The sequence below is a fragment of the Sporolactobacillus terrae genome (assembly GCF_019930545.1).
Taxonomy (GTDB): domain Bacteria; phylum Bacillota; class Bacilli; order Bacillales; family Sporolactobacillaceae; genus Sporolactobacillus; species Sporolactobacillus terrae.
This window is the reverse complement of sequence record NZ_CP082837.1, coordinates 401,749-416,522: the sequence shown is the minus strand read 5'-3', so window position 1 is coordinate 416,522 and position 14,774 is coordinate 401,749. Positions and strand designations below refer to the sequence as shown.

Here is a 14,774-nt window from a genome sequence, read left to right as displayed (position 1 = left end):
CTTCTCGACACCTTTAGGGAATAGGGATTCTTCTTTTCGTACATTCAAGCCTGTAAAAATACGGCAAAAAACACGGGCGCACCCGTGTTTTGATTACGGCTTCTTCTTTTTCATTGCCTTCATCGCATTCAGAACATCTTCGGAAAGTCCGCCGTGTACGGCGTTGCTGTTCTCGTTCAGAATGGCTTCATAGATTTCACTGCGATTCACATCAATCGATCGCGGCGCTGTAATGCCAAGCTTGACTTGATCACCTGAAACAGAAACAACATTCACTTCGATGTCATCGCCGATTCGGATCGATTCGCCTTGCTTTCGGGTTAAAATAAGCATCGCTCACACCTTCTCTTCCTTAAGCGCTGCTGCGAGCGGTGTCTTTAGTGCATAGGGAGAGCGCTCAGGAATATACTGTTTCCCCAACTTTTTTCGTACATTCACAATAACCGGTGCTTTCAGATTAACGGTTGATTTTGAGAATGGTTTCGCTGCACTGACAATCACCCAAACCGCAACATCCTCTTGCGATTGAACGTCAAGCTGCTTAATGAAATGATCGGGTAGATCCACGCTGTAATCTTTAAAAAAGAGAAAAGGCGACGTCACAACGAAGGCAACCTTCGCGTCGTCTGCGGACTGCAGAATTGAAAAAGCTTCACTGAACGACTGCAGGATGAAGCGTTTGTCTTGAGCGAATCCAGGAATGCCGGATGCGAATGTGACGATGTCTGTATCATTAATTTCTGACTCGCCAAAATATTTGGTTTGTATGATCATCGACATGGTTCATCCTTTCTCATCAACAAAAATTCCCACCGCTTGAATCTCAAGCGACGGGTACTGAGCCATCGAAGTCACGGCTTGTCCCGGCTGAAAGGAGGCTTCTGGGGCGTGTGGAACAGCCGATAGGATCGGTGCATGCGTCTGCCAGTCCACCTGAAGGCGTGCAGGTGAAACTTCATAATGAACGGCTTCGGATGCCGGGGTATTGCCGGTTTGATAATGGGTACCGATCACCGCGGTATGGGCACGATCTGCCGCTTGTTTGGCGATCAGATTTTTCCCCTTGCTGCGTTCAATATGCAGCAATTCGTCTCCCTCTTGTGCCCGGCGTACAATCCCATCACGGATGGCTTGAAGTCCGGCATCCGCAGCCTCCGCGATTCGAACCCGAGCCGATTTCAGGTCAAGATTATGCCAGCCATTGGATTGATCGATACTGACTTTGGCAGGCGTCCGTTCGAGCGACATCGTCGCTTTGGGCTGCTGAATCGACTGTTCTGCCGGCGACTGATGAAGGGCGAGGTTTGCCCTTTCAGAGTGAATCGCAATCTTGCCAAACTGCTGGTGCATTTCAAGATGTGGGAGAATTTTCGTCATGTTCATCCCTCTTTTTCATGCAAACGATCAGCGCAGAAAATCAACGAGCGATGTTTGAATAATCTTCGCACCAACAGATAGCGAAGCATTATAAACATTCTGCTGAGTATTTAAATTAATGATGGTTTCTGCGTAATCTGCATCTTCATTGGTGGACATAATTTTCGTCGCAACCGTCTTTTGCTCATTCAGGCGATTTTGAATCAAGTCAATCCGATTCGTTTTCGCACCTAAATCTGCCTGCGCCGTGCCAACTTGCTCCAAATGGGTATCGATTTCCGTGAGGTGTGCGCTGATTGTTTCACCTGATGCACCATTGTTCAGATCGTCTTTTAACTGGTTGAGATTTGCAAAAAGATCGCTCGTAAAAACTTGGTTCGGATTCACATTAATCGCCATTTGAATGCCGTCATTGACCGCAACCGAGAAGTCCGGATTATCTATAGCATCATCATTTATTTGAACATTTCCGTCGTTAAGGGTTAGCAATGGGTTTGCCGAATCGCTGCCGCTGAAAATGTACTGACCGCCAACTTGCGTATTGCCGAGCGTGACCAACTGGGTGGTCAGTTGATCGACTTCGGTACCGATCGCTTTGCGCTGATCAGCGGTGTACGTATCCGTACTGGCTTCATTGGTTAACTCGCGAATGCGATTGAGCACATCGTTCACTTGCTGCAAGGTGTCATCCGAACTGTCGAGCCATTTATAAGCGTTGGTGACATTCTTCTGATACTGATTGACGTGGCTGACATCGGTACGGTAGGCAATGCCCATCGTGGCAACGACCGGATCTTGAGATGGCCGTGTAATCTTTTTGCCGGATGACAGCTGGTCGTTGTATTCTGAAACTTTACTGTAGCCGTTCGAAATATTTCGCAATACTTGATTGGTCATCATGCCTTGGGTCACACGCATGGTTCATCAGCCTCCCATCTTATTGATTAATGTATCGAGTAAGGTATCTAAAGTCGTGACAACCTTTGCGGCTGCACCATAGGAATGTTGGAACTGAATCAGATTGGTCAGTTCCTCATCCAGCGACACGCCGCTGATCGAGGAGCGGCGATTTTGCGCCGCATCCAGCATCGTCTGCGTATTGCTCGTGAATTGGTTTGCCGATTGCGCATTGACACCGATTTGTCCGACTAGACTTTGCAAATAACTTTTCAATGTGACGGATTCGCCGTCGGGGTCTATGGTATATGTATTGGTTGCAATCACATCGGCCAGTGCTTGTGCGCCGCTGTTGTCTCCGCTCGGCTGACCTGCATTGGCCGCCGTAATGTCGGTGCCGGAGAGGGCTTCATTCACGTGAATGGTTTTCGCTGTGAACGCTCCCGTTTCCGTTCCATCGTTTGTGCCGAGGAAGAACGTACCCTTACCTGAGTCATAACCGGCCGTCTGTTCATAAACAGCATTGAATGCATCAGCCAGTTTACTTGCCATGTTGTCCAGACTCTGCAATACACTTGGGTAATCTTTAGTGTAGGCATCAATCAGCCCTTGCAGTTTCCCCGCGAAACCATCAACTGCATCACCGTCAAGCGCAACTGTCACATGAGGCTGCGACGAATCAGCATTTGTAATCGAAGCGTTAAGCGTCGAATCGGTCAGCGTTTCGCCATTGACCAACGTTCCGAGCGTATTCCCGTTTGCATCGGCAAGTTCAATTGTATATCTTCCTTCGGCAAGCGGAGACGGATTGCCGTCACTCTTAACTTTTGATACTTTTATGTTCGCTAATTGGGCGAGTTTGTCGGTCAGCAAATCGCGCTCATCATAGAGATCGTTGGCCAGAAAACCATTGGCCTCCTGTTTGTTAATTTGTTGATTCAGCGCATTAATCTGATCTGCGTAATTATTGATCAGGCCGACATTTTCGGTAATCTGCTGATTCAGATTGTCTTGCACCTTGCCCAAAGAAACGGCCAAATAGTTAAAGGTATCGGCAACGGCCGCTCCCTTTTGCAACACGACTGTACCTGTGCCGCTTGTTCCTGAGTTGCTGGCCAAATCCTGCAGTGATTGCCAGAATCCGTCCAATCCCGTGGAAAGGCCGGAGTCCGTTGGTTCATTCATAATATCTTCCATCTGGCTGTATGCATCGCTCAATGCGCTCCAGTAGCCGTTTTGGTTGCCGTTATCACGCACCTGAAGATCAACAAATTGGTCGCGGATACGAACAACCGCTTCATCATTTACCCCGGTACCAATCTGTCCTGCGCCTCTAGCGGCATTAATCCCGGTACCCGGATAGGGAAGCCAAGTGGTCAAATTAACCCTTTGGCGCGAGAAACCGTCTGTATTCGCATTTGAGATATTATGTCCTGTTGTTTGAATTGCTGATTGTGTGACTTGCAACGCGCGCTGCATCATGTTTAAGCTCGAGAAAATCGGAATCACCGCCGCACACCTCCGCTTTCATTATGTTCGAGAATCAATCCGTCCACTGATTGCAGACGTCGGTGTTTGTCCGACTCTTGGATTGTGATAATTGTTCAATGTATGTGTTTTCGGCTTCAATAAGCCGAGATTTAAATTTACCCACAAAAGTGAATCACGCAAGAGCGTTTGATTCAAGGTATTGGCTTGTTTTAGCGCATAGACCCGGCTTGCCAGTTCCAAGTACAGCTTTTCCCATTCGTCACGCTGCTCTTCGGGAAGGATGGCTGCCGCCCACTCGGAAAAAGATGCCTGTTCCGATTCAGGTCCAAGGTCCTCGCGCATAATCTTTACCCGCTGCGCTTCAAAACGACTTAATGCTTCGACAAGCGGCGTTTCCTTTTCGGTGATGTTGCCGACCGCCTTGGCGTTTCCAGCTTTAATGGCGTCTCTTTTTTGCTCGGCCGTTTTGTAAAGTGCATCGTGGCATTGAATCATCGCTGCAAGAACCTGCTTCATTTGATTCACAGACATGTCGGTTCACTCCCTATTGCCGCAGCTTATTTATTGTTCCAGAATCCGTACATTTTCTCAGCAATACTTTTTGACGAGACTTGATACGTGCCGTTTTCGATTTGCTGTTTTAAGCGCTCTACCTTTTCTTGTCTGGCGCGCTCCAGTTTATCTGTGCCCTGTAATCGTTTTGCGGTTGGCGATATTTCAACTTTATCACTGGTATTACGCGTTTTACTTGGCGTTTCGCCGCGTTTTGCCGCCTGATAATTAGTCGTGTAATTTTGTATCGGCTGGTAGCGATTAATTTTCAACGGGTTCACCTCATCCCAGCATCATTTTTACTTATATTGTTTCCCTATTTTATATCGGTTAAGACGTAAAATTCTTTAGTTGTGCCTCGACTCACCACGTGTATAGTAGGTCTTGACTCGATTCGCCTTAAGCGCCGCATCGTGTTCATCGTCATCCTGATCAATGTCATGTTCCAGTTTCTTGAGGCAGTCATCGCAAAGCACACCGTTTTGAATCATTTTCCCGCACGAGCGGCATGGGTAGCCCAGGTTTTGAAAGATCGATGGTTTCAATCTGCCCTCGCGAATCCATTGATAAATCAAATTCACCGCTACATCCGTTGCTTCGTGAACTTGGGAAACCGTCGCCATTCGATGCTCCTGCTGGCGAATATAGCGGTAAACCTGTTCAAACTGCGCTTCCTGTTTTTTGAGACATGCCGGACAATAAGGAGAAGATACGCGGACGAACAGTTTTCCGCATCCTTTACAATTTTCCAGTTCAGCCACTGTAATTCCTCCTAATTGATCTTTACCTTCATTTTATTATCGGCAAAAATGCGTCATCCTTTAGCCAATTGATCGACTGCTCCTGCAAACAATCGATCCCGCATAGAACGGTCGTTTATGATGGATAATAAACGCGTACCCGCAAGCGCCTCAACCTTTCTGTTCTAAAGCATTTTTTATGCAAAGGAGATGGCTTGATGCAGGTGTTTCGAACTCATGGACTGCGTTTGTTTTTTATGTTTAGTGTCGCATGTGCTGTCCTGTTTGTCACGCTTCATTTACCAGCGCACGAGACAAAGAAAAAAGAATACGCGGTAACAAATGCAGCGTACAAAACGCCTCAACACGAAAACCATGCTGCGCGGGAAAAATCCGTTCTTATTCATGCACCGCATATTCGTCAAAATCCGGAGTTGCCGCGCGGCTGTGAAGTAACTTCGCTCGCAATGCTGCTGCAGCAAGCGGGGGTATCTGTAGATAAAATGGAACTTGCTCGGAACATTCATCACGTACCCTACCGGCAAAACCAGCGATTCGGAAATCCCCATGAAGGCTTTGTCGGGAGTATGGAGCATCTTCATGAACATGGGTACGGCGTTTACCATGAGCCCTTAGCTCGACTCGGGCGCGATTATCTTCCAGAGGCAGTCGTTGATTTAAGCGGAAAATCCTTCGATGATGCAGTACTTGCTCAACTTCAGAAAGGAAAACCGGTTCTTGTGATTACCAATGCACATTTCCGTCCATTGTCCGAGCACGCCTTTCAGTATTGGCGCACCGACGCGGGTACAGTTAAAATCACCTATCAGGAACACGCGGTGTTGGTGACCGGTTATGATCAAACCCATATCGTCTTCAACGATCCGCTTGGAAAAAAGAATACCGCAGCCGATCGCAAGGCGTTCATTAAGTCTTGGGAACAAATGGGCAGACAAGCGATCAGCGTCCGGCATTCAGCATAATCTTCCATTGAATTGGGTTGCCGTTTTCAATCGGTCAACCCTTTTTTTCATCCATGAATTAAGGTCAGGGAACGAATGGAATGCGGTCTTGCAGTTGCAAGTGCTTCTGAGGCAAGCCGCATCGTGGCGCCCGTCGTGTAGATGTCATCGATCAGCAGAATTTTATGACCCGAAAGGCGAACTGCGGCCTTCTCGTTTAATCGAAAGGGGGTCGCGCGCAAACGCATGCGCTCTGCTCTGCTTTTCTTGCTCTGTTTTGCCTCATCCCTGACGCGTACGAGCGCCTGAACAATCGGCGCACCGATCTGCCGAGCAAGAACATCCGCTTGATTAAACCCTCGTTCCAAAAGGCGCTCCGAACTTAGTGGTACCGGTACTAACAGAAAGGACGGTTTTCTTTTAAAAATGCCCGACTGCTCCCGCTCGCAATGCCGATAAGCACGCTTCAACTCAACCGCAAATCCATCAGCCAAACGGACATCACCACGAAATTTAAATTGATTGATCATCTCTTTAAGGAACGGATTATAGTGATAAATCGCCCGATTGCTGACGTACAGGCCATTTCGTCCGCTTCTCGCCCACTTCACGCAGTCGCTGCATCGATTTTCAACAACCCGATCCCGATTAAGGCGTGACAAGTCGCGCCCGCATAAGCAGCAGCAATGCCGCGCATCGATCGGAATCAGCTGCTCCCGACAGGAAAGACAAAATCCCGGTGCATAGTCAGGAGAAAATAAATTGTGAAACGAAAGCGGATCGCCGCGCATTTCACCACAAAAAAGACAGCGTTCCATCAGCGGCCGCCTTCCTGATTCATCTGCACCATATGCCGAACGGCGTGTACCATGGACAGCGTCTTTCCATTGTGAAAAAAGATCACGTCGCCATTTGGATGTGCTGCAGAACGGCCCACGCGACCGGATATCTGCACAAGCGCCGCTTCGTCAAAAACCGGATCATCCGCACCAACCACACCTACCTGCACATTTGCGATGGTGACGCCGCGTTCCAAAATCGTTGTTGTGACCAATAGGCGCAGTTTGCCGGCGCGAAAGTCAGCGACTTTTTGGTGCCGCAATGGATCCCCTGAATGCACACCGGCGCTGCGACTGAATCCGTTTCTCTGCAGAAGTTCGGTTAGAGCGGCAGCAGCGCTCACCGAAGGAACGAAAACGAAGACTTGCTGCTGCGCCTCCATCTTATTCTTCAACCATTCCTGCAGCACGCCGGGCAGTTTGCCTCGTTGCACCAGTTTCTGCCATGCACCGATCCAGCGAAAGCTGGGAATGGGGAGCGGATGCCCGTGATAGCGGCGTGCTAGTTTTCTGCCCTTGAGCTTGCCGGATAGGAAACGATTTTTCAATGCTGAAGGAGGGGTTGCCGACAGGTAAGCAAACGGCGTTCCAGGTTTTGCCGCCTTGCGCACGGCATACTCCAGCATCGGATCAAAGTGAAAAGGAAAAGCATCCACTTCATCAATCAACACACAGTCAAAGCGATCTGCATAGCGGATCAGCTGATGTGCTGTTGAAATGACCAGCGGCGCATGCAAGTCCTCTTCCTCACTACCGCCGTAGAGCCCGCTGATCGGAACCTCGGGAAAGGCGTCACGAAGTCGGGGCAAAAGTTCGCGGACAACATCTGTGCGCGGCGTTGCCAGCGCGACATGATGCCCTTGCCGGAGCTGCCAGTCGATTGCCGGGTACATAATTTCCGTTTTTCCTGAACCGGTCACTGCCCACAGGAGAAATGATTCACGGGCAGCGAGCGTACGCTTCATCGCTGTCGCCGCAGCCTGCTGTTCATTGGATAAGACGCCCTCCCATTTGCAGAGCGGTCGTCCATCGAGAAAAGCCTGGTCAACTCTCGGTTCAGGGCCTTGCCAAGTCACCAGCTGCGTGCAAGAGCGGATAATCCCCATATTCAGACAATGGCGGCAATAGGCACACTTTTTCCCGCAGCGCGCGCAGCTGCAAAAGGCAAATGCTTCTTGATCGCGGTTACCGCAGCGGGCGCACAGCCATTTTTTACGGATACTCAGCAAATCAAAAATGGTTTCGTTCAATGGTATAATCCCCGGACGGATCGCTATAAATCCATTTTTCACATGGGCACGAATGAGTTTTTCAGAAAACGGGAGATCCTCAGCACGACATTCACGGCCAAAGAGAAAATGCTGCACATCGGCGTGGTAGTGTGGGGCTTGGTCAAGATGACGAGAGAGTAGGAGCATAGGAAAACCTTCTTTCGGAGAATAAATGAGGATGCTGCATGGCTGAGAGACAGACGGCGGTGCGTGGGTCAAAAAGTGGGGAACTTCACTCTGATCTATATACTACATGTTCGACAAAACTGGACAAAACCCTTTATCATTTCGTTATTTTCTTCTAAAATTTTGCCGCGGGCTAGTCAAAAGTCCTTTAACTGAAAAAGAGAGTGTCTCAACAGTTGAGACACTCTCTCGATTCTCGATCAATAGATTTTTACCCAGCCGTTTTTGATTGCTTCGACGACGGCTTGGGTTCGGTCTTCGACACCCATCTTCTGAAGGATATTGCTGACATGATTCTTAACCGTCTTTTCACTGATGTAAAGATGCTCACCGATTGCTCGGTTACTTTTTCCATCGGCCATCAACTGCAGGACTTCACATTCACGATGGGTGAGAATATGCAACGGCGGACGGTACTCCAAATCTCTGAATCCTGAAGGTTCTGAGGAATAGCCGCGCGTTGCCAAACGTCTGAATTCATTCACAAGATTATGGGTTACTTTCGGATGAATATAAGCGCCGCCTTGTGCCACAATACGCACGGCTTCAATCATTGAATCCGCATCCATTTCTTTAAGCAGATAACCGAGTGCCCCGGACTTCAGCACATGCGTGACATAGCTTTCATCATCATGGATCGATAGAATGATGACTTTTAAATCAGGATGATTGCGAATCAGCTGCCGCGTTGCTTCGACACCGTTCAGTTTCGGCATGTTAATATCCATCAAAACCACATCAGGCTCTGCTTTCTCAATCAATTGCTCAGCCGTAACTCCGTCATCACCCTCGGCAACGACCTCAAAATCGCTTTCCATATCAAGTATTCGCTTAACGCCTTCACGAAAAAGGCGGTGATCATCAATTAATGCAATCGTTGTTACCTTTGGTCGCACATTCGTCATGTTTCATTCTGTTGCAAAACAAACGGCATACTTGCCGCTTATCCCTGGCTGCAGCAGTTTTTCACCTCTCTTTTTTACCTCTCCGCGAATGAACTACGGGACTGTACTCATTCGTTGATCTTGTTAATTGAGCTCGTCTTCCTTCTGTAAGGGTATATGAATCAGTACTTTGGTCCCTTTTCCGGCTTTTGAATGAATGATGAGCTCTCCATTCAATAGTTCAGCACGTTCCCTCATTCCGATCAGTCCATAACTCCCTTCTTTGGATTCGGACTGATCAAAGCCAATACCATCGTCGGTAACCAAAATGAGGACCTTGTCTGATCTGTATTCGATCCTTATATTAATTTGTGTCGGCTTTGCATGGGCGCAAGCATTTTGAACCGACTCTTGTATCAATCGGAATAGCGCGGCTTCGATTTTCGACTGAAGCCTCTTTTCCTTCCCAAGCGTCTCAAAGTGAATCGCAATCGATGGAAAATCTCCGCTTACGCGATGCATGTACTTTTGCAGTGTTGGTACAAGTCCTAAATCATCGAGACTCATCGGCCGCAGATCATAAATAATTCTGCGCACTTCGCCCAGCGCCCCTTGTACCATCACCCGATACTTCTGTAATTCTGCCTGTGATGCAGCCATTCCTTCTTTTTTTCCGACGCGGTCAACCACATCGAGACCAAGCAGTACTTGTGCCAGCGTTTGGGCAGGTCCATCGTGAATCTCACGTGCAAGTCTTTTTCTCTCTTCTTCAAGCGCTTCAATCATTTGAAGTCCAAACGCTCGCTGCTCCCGTGCACTGGCGACCACTTTACCTACTTGCTTCAAATCACTCGTTAAATAATTCAGTACAACCGTAACTCGTCCAATCAAGGCATCGGCCTTCTCGATGGTGGCCGATAATTGAATCAGCCGACGTTCGATTTCATTACGCCTGTGCTTCATCTGTCGTTCCATTTCTCGAACGATCGTCAATTGGTTCTGAATGGTGTTTGCCGTTTCATAGGCGCTGCGGATGTCTGCTTCTCCGAACTGATTAAAAGCACTGCTGATCTCTGCTAAATGATTTCTCGACTTTCGTGATCCAACTTCGAGTGCGTCGCTTCGTTCAATAATCCCTTTAAGCTCTTTTTTTACAAGGTGGAGTTCTTTAACCAGCGCATCATGCTCTCTGCGGGACTCTTCACTAATCTCAAAGATTTGAGATTTGCTGTCGCTGACATTTTCAATCATACTATTAATAATATGATCCAAATGTGCTGCATCAAGTACATCGTTTATTGGTTTGCTGGTTGACATAATTTGCCTCCATAATAAATGTATCGGAACAGGCGCCGAACCGCTAGCCACAAAATGCCTATCTATGTATAGGTAAATCGTACTATTTCTTCATACGGCATCAACCAAATATTGGTGTAGCAAGAACGTTGCAGGCGCAAGAGGTGTGAAACCCTGCGGATCGGGGTTGCCTGTCCCATTTACGAGTACCTATACCCATTGTTTCTTAAATTGAATCGGTTGACAAGTGCAAATGTTACCATGGATATAGAGTGATAGAGATCCACGTAAACGAAATAATTTTCAAGGTACGGTCGCAATACTGTCAACATTTGTCGAATTAAGGAGTGGGGGGAAAGCTTGCTTATCTCCCTCTCTTTTCATACGGCGAGCCCACTTCTATTTTCGGTACTGATCCTGAGCTTTTCAAGATATATGCTTATGCTGAAAAAGTTGTGCAACCCGGCGAGTAAGCCGCGAGAAAGGAGTCCATTTATGACTTTGGACACATACATTACCGTTCGAAAAGACGCACAGGCTGAAATGGAAATCAAACGCTCTCGATTCATCAGTGCCGTATTCGCGGTGAAAACGGAGGAAGAGGCTGAAGTATACATTCAACGTGTGCGCAAGCAACACTGGAAAGCAACTCATCATTGCTTTGCCTATATCATAGGAAAGAAGCAAGAAATCCAAAAAGCAAGCGATGACGGAGAACCAAGCGGTACTGCCGGTGTTCCGATGCTTGATGTGTTAAAAAAACGCGGCGTTTGCAATGTTCTTGTTATCGTGACCCGTTATTTCGGCGGAATCAAGCTCGGCGCCGGCGGTTTGATACGTGCTTATGCGCATGCAGCAAGTCATGGACTTAACGCTGCAGAAGTCATCCGCCAAGTCCCTGCGGATGAATGGTCAGTAACCGTCGACTATCATCTCAGCGGTACGTTAGAAAACAAACTGCACGGATCCATCTATCCTTTGAAAGATGTCCGCTACAGCGACAAGGTCACCTTTATCCTTTATTCAAACCAATCGGACTCAGAGGCATTTGTTGATTGGATTACCGAACTGACAAGTGCCAAGGCTGTAACGCAGAAAATGAGAGAATGCTATGTCCAAGAGCCAGTCCCAAATCCTGGGGAACAGCTTGATGATTCCTTATAAGTCATTCGTAAAAAACACGATCAACAGACGTGTTCCTAAATGCTCTGCTCAGCTTCTGCGAAATTTGCCGAAAAAGTTCAAATTTTTAATTGCTGGAAACAGCCGGCTTCGGTAAAATAAAGCTATTGTAATCACGCCGATTTGCGAACTGAACGTATTTTTTACGTTGCTCATATCTGTGAAACCTAGTACTTGAAGGAGAATACGCGTACCATGACATTGAGCAGAACAGACAGTCAAAAGAAGAAAAAGCACGGCAAACGACGAAAGATCCTGATTATTGTATTAACCGTTCTCCTTGTATTAGCAGGAAGCGGCGCTGCTTACGGCTATCATTTAATCAAGAAATTACAGAATGTGACCGATAATGCCCAGAACCAGCTGGCACGTGGCGCTAAATCGAATCTCCGCGCTGAGAAAGTTGATCCGGTTAAGGATGATTTTTCAATTTTATTTATTGGGATCGATAAACGAAAAAATGAACCGAGTCGTTCCGATGCCCTTGTGCTTGCGACCTTTAACCACGATACGAGCAAGGTGCATATGGTTAGCATTCCACGTGACTCCAAAGTTCAAATCATGACGCCGGATGGTCCGAGCAGCTACGGGGTCTCAAAAATTACACATGCCCATGCCTACGGCGACGCCAACAACAATGAAGGTGCGGATTACACCATCGCCACAGTCGAGAACTTATTCAAGGTACCGGTTGATTATTACGTGCAGGTGGACTTCAATGCGTTCATAAAAATCATCAATGCACTCGGCGGTGTTGAAATGGATGTTCCGGTCAAGCTGGTCACCCAGAACAGTAAGGATAAAAAAGGCAAAGATGCGATTGTACTTGAACCGGGCAAACAGCAGCTTAATGGGGAACAGGCCCTTGCCTTGGTCCGCAACCGTAAATCACCGGGCGCCGGCGGCGATTTTGGCCGCGGTAAACGGCAAATGCAGATGATTGAAGCCATTGTCAAAAAAAGTGCGCAACTCTCTTCGGCAACAAAGTACAGTAAGGTCATCGATTCTCTTGATCATAATTTTGAAACAAACCTAACCTTCGGCCAAATGCTGAACTTACGTCACTACGCTGGTTCCCTTTCATCGATCAAGATGGAGCAGCTCAAGGGAACCGATGACAGCAGCACCGGAACCTACTATTTTGCACTTGATGAGAACTATTTAACGACACTGCGCAACGAACTGCGCGAGCAGCTCAATTATCAGACGACAGCAACAAGCGATCCTACTGAGAGCAGCATGAATACCGACATAACCAATCATCATGCCGCCGGTACCGACTCATCAAACGCAGGACTTGCAACAGATTCCTCTGAATCACCGAATAATTAAGCGATTGAGCATCATGAAAAAAAGTGTATCAAAAAGGCTGCTTGATGGTTGAGAAACCATTAAGCAGCCTTTCTTGTTCCTCTTGTTTCATCACATACTCCATCCATTAACCGGCTCCCTATCTGCTCTCCGAGGATCTTTTGCAAACGTATTTTGCCCCCGCTTGGTCGTTTCGTTCCTGCGAGTCCCCTTGACACGAATCAGAATGCACCTTTTATTCATCAACACGATGCTTGAACGACACTCCAGCTGCTCGCCTGCCGCGGGCGAACCGCGAGCCTCTTCAGGCAGGAATCTGCGAGTCTCGCTGGCACGCATCAACTAAGCGCAATCCCGCAGGCGTCAGTGCACCTCCGCTTTGATTCTCGGTCAAGACCCTGGTCTATTGGCTTGAAGACGGGGCAAAATCATAAACGTTCTTTACCTGTAAAAAAAACAGTGGATCGACTTTCATTAGCCGATCCACTGTTTCTTTATCACTTATGAACATATGATTATTTGACTTTAGCAAGGGCAAGCAGCCGTTTATACGTGTTCAGCAAAGGCTTGTAACCGGCACTTACCAAACCGACACCCTCAACGACCAGTTCAATCACCAGCATAACCCCAATAATGATGATCATCGAGCCGAGCAAGGTCGAGGTCGAAAACAGGATCGCTGCCAGGGCGAACATCGCGCTCATCCCGTAGATGAGAACGACCGTCTGGCGCTGCGAAAATCCGTAACGCAGCAGACAATGATGCAAGTGCGATTTATCCGGTGCTGTCAGCGGCTTTTTGTTTACCAATCGACGGACGATTGCAAACAGCGTATCGGAAATTGGAACTGCCAAGAGAATGATCGGCACCACAAGTGAAAAGAGCGTCACATTTTTAAAACCAAGCAAAGCCAAGACAGAGATTACATAGCCAAGGAAATAGCTTCCGGTATCGCCCATGAAAATCTTTGCCGGATGGAAATTATACGGCAGAAAACCGAGCGTACTGCCGAGCAGAATCGTACTCACCGTGAACACAAACACATTGCCCTCGGTTAGCGCCAATCCGGCGATGGTCATGAGTACAATGCTGGATACACCGACAGCCAGTCCGTCCAGACCATCAATTAAATTAATCGCATTGGTAATCCCCATGATCCAAAGCAGCGTCAGCGGAACGCTGAGCCAGTACAGATGCAGTACGCCGTTAAACGGCAGATTAATAAAGGTAACGGAAATCCCGCTCTGCACAATCACCAGCGCAGCAAAGAAATGCGCGACCATCTTTACCCGCGGTGACAATGAGTACATATCGTCCAAGATACCGGTAATAATAATAATTACACTGCCGATAATCAGTGGGAGCGTGAAGCTACTGTCCGGCCACATAATGAAAATGCCGATAAGAAATGCTAGATATATTGCCAAACCGCCCATACGCGGCATAAGCTTTTTGTGCACTTTACGGGCATTGGGAAGATCGGTTGCGCCGATGCGAATCGCCAGTTTCCTGACCAGAGGTGTCAAAGCTACCGCAGCAAGAAAACAAATAAAAAACGTCACATAGACCATCGTTTCAGCCCGCTTTCATCAATAATTTCAGATTTGCAGCATGTATGAAACAACTTTTCTTTCAAACTCGTTCATACGGAATTATACCACATTGTAAAGGCAATGGTGCAAATAACTTTACAATCTCCAAACCTTCAACACAATCTGTTATAAATAGTTTACAATATTAGCAGTAGAACGGATCAAATTCGGGATTTTTTTGATGATTCCACGCA

General features: G+C 47.6%; 16 protein-coding genes. 3 read left to right on the top strand and 13 right to left on the bottom strand.

What is annotated here, in order from left to right; all coding sequences use genetic code 11:
* Positions 1–93 precede the first annotated feature (93 nt).
* The 8 genes from csrA to K7399_RS01810 all read right to left on the bottom strand — a co-directional run bounded on the left by csrA (position 94) and on the right by K7399_RS01810 (position 5,078).
* Positions 94–333 (bottom strand): carbon storage regulator CsrA, encoded by a 240-nt coding sequence (gene csrA, locus K7399_RS01845; protein WP_028977747.1) that lies wholly within the window; start codon positions 331–333, stop codon positions 94–96.
* A gap of 3 nt (positions 334–336) precedes the next feature.
* Positions 337–774 (bottom strand): flagellar assembly protein FliW, encoded by a 438-nt coding sequence (gene fliW / locus K7399_RS01840; RefSeq protein WP_028977748.1) that lies wholly within the window; start codon positions 772–774, stop codon positions 337–339.
* Positions 775–783: 9 nt separating this feature from the next.
* A complete protein-coding gene (locus K7399_RS01835) occupies positions 784–1,377 on the bottom strand; it encodes a DUF6470 family protein (protein WP_028977749.1) in 594 nt (197 codons plus the stop codon).
* A 27-nt stretch (positions 1,378–1,404) separates the two neighbouring features.
* A complete protein-coding gene (gene flgL, locus K7399_RS01830; RefSeq protein WP_028977750.1) occupies positions 1,405–2,295 on the bottom strand; it encodes a flagellar hook-associated protein FlgL in 891 nt (296 codons plus the stop codon).
* Between the two features lie 6 nt (positions 2,296–2,301).
* The gene (flgK, locus tag K7399_RS01825; protein WP_028977751.1) at positions 2,302–3,783 is read right to left on the bottom strand and encodes a flagellar hook-associated protein FlgK; all 1,482 of its coding nucleotides are present in this window, start codon (positions 3,781–3,783) and stop codon (positions 2,302–2,304) included.
* Positions 3,784–3,804: 21 nt separating this feature from the next.
* Entirely contained in the window at positions 3,805–4,296 is a 492-nt protein-coding gene (locus K7399_RS01820; protein ID WP_028977752.1) for a flagellar protein FlgN, read from the bottom strand.
* 26 nt (positions 4,297–4,322) lie between these two features.
* Positions 4,323–4,589, bottom strand: a complete 267-nt coding sequence (gene flgM, locus K7399_RS01815; protein WP_028977753.1) for a flagellar biosynthesis anti-sigma factor FlgM — start codon at positions 4,587–4,589, stop codon at positions 4,323–4,325.
* Positions 4,590–4,664: 75 nt separating this feature from the next.
* On the bottom strand, positions 4,665–5,078 hold the full coding sequence (locus K7399_RS01810) for a TIGR03826 family flagellar region protein (RefSeq protein ID WP_028977754.1): 414 nt from the start codon (positions 5,076–5,078) through the stop codon (positions 4,665–4,667).
* Positions 5,079–5,275: 197 nt separating this feature from the next.
* Here K7399_RS01810 and K7399_RS01805 point away from each other — a divergent pair, with 197 nt between their 5' ends.
* Positions 5,276–6,040 (top strand): C39 family peptidase, encoded by a 765-nt coding sequence (locus K7399_RS01805; RefSeq protein WP_037563836.1) that lies wholly within the window; start codon positions 5,276–5,278, stop codon positions 6,038–6,040.
* A gap of 47 nt (positions 6,041–6,087) precedes the next feature.
* Here the strand turns inward: K7399_RS01805 and K7399_RS01800 are convergent, their stop codons facing one another.
* The 4 genes from K7399_RS01800 to K7399_RS01785 all read right to left on the bottom strand — a co-directional run bounded on the left by K7399_RS01800 (position 6,088) and on the right by K7399_RS01785 (position 10,516).
* Positions 6,088–6,837 carry a ComF family protein gene (locus tag K7399_RS01800; RefSeq protein ID WP_037563838.1) on the bottom strand — a complete coding sequence of 250 codons (750 nt, stop codon included), beginning with the start codon at positions 6,835–6,837 and terminating at the stop codon, positions 6,088–6,090.
* Positions 6,837–8,276: an ATP-dependent helicase ComFA gene (locus tag K7399_RS01795; RefSeq protein ID WP_152080356.1), complete on the bottom strand. Its 1,440-nt coding sequence runs from the start codon at positions 8,274–8,276 to the stop codon at positions 6,837–6,839. Before K7399_RS01795 ends, K7399_RS01800 begins: the two co-directional genes overlap by 1 nt.
* 239 nt (positions 8,277–8,515) lie before the next feature.
* Complete coding sequence (locus K7399_RS01790; RefSeq protein WP_028977757.1) at positions 8,516–9,220, bottom strand: response regulator; 705 nt, start codon at positions 9,218–9,220, stop codon at positions 8,516–8,518.
* Between the two features lie 123 nt (positions 9,221–9,343).
* Complete coding sequence (locus K7399_RS01785; protein WP_028977758.1) at positions 9,344–10,516, bottom strand: sensor histidine kinase; 1,173 nt, start codon at positions 10,514–10,516, stop codon at positions 9,344–9,346.
* Between the two features lie 474 nt (positions 10,517–10,990).
* On the opposite strand from K7399_RS01785, the gene K7399_RS01780 reads away from it, so the two are divergent.
* Complete coding sequence (locus tag K7399_RS01780; protein WP_028984336.1) at positions 10,991–11,659, top strand: YigZ family protein; 669 nt, start codon at positions 10,991–10,993, stop codon at positions 11,657–11,659.
* A 213-nt stretch (positions 11,660–11,872) separates the two neighbouring features.
* Entirely contained in the window at positions 11,873–13,009 is a 1,137-nt protein-coding gene (locus K7399_RS01775; RefSeq protein WP_152080355.1) for an LCP family protein, read from the top strand.
* Between the two features lie 494 nt (positions 13,010–13,503).
* Here the strand turns inward: K7399_RS01775 and K7399_RS01770 are convergent, their stop codons facing one another.
* Complete coding sequence (locus K7399_RS01770; protein WP_028977761.1) at positions 13,504–14,559, bottom strand: glycosyltransferase family 4 protein; 1,056 nt, start codon at positions 14,557–14,559, stop codon at positions 13,504–13,506.
* Positions 14,560–14,774 lie beyond the last annotated feature (215 nt).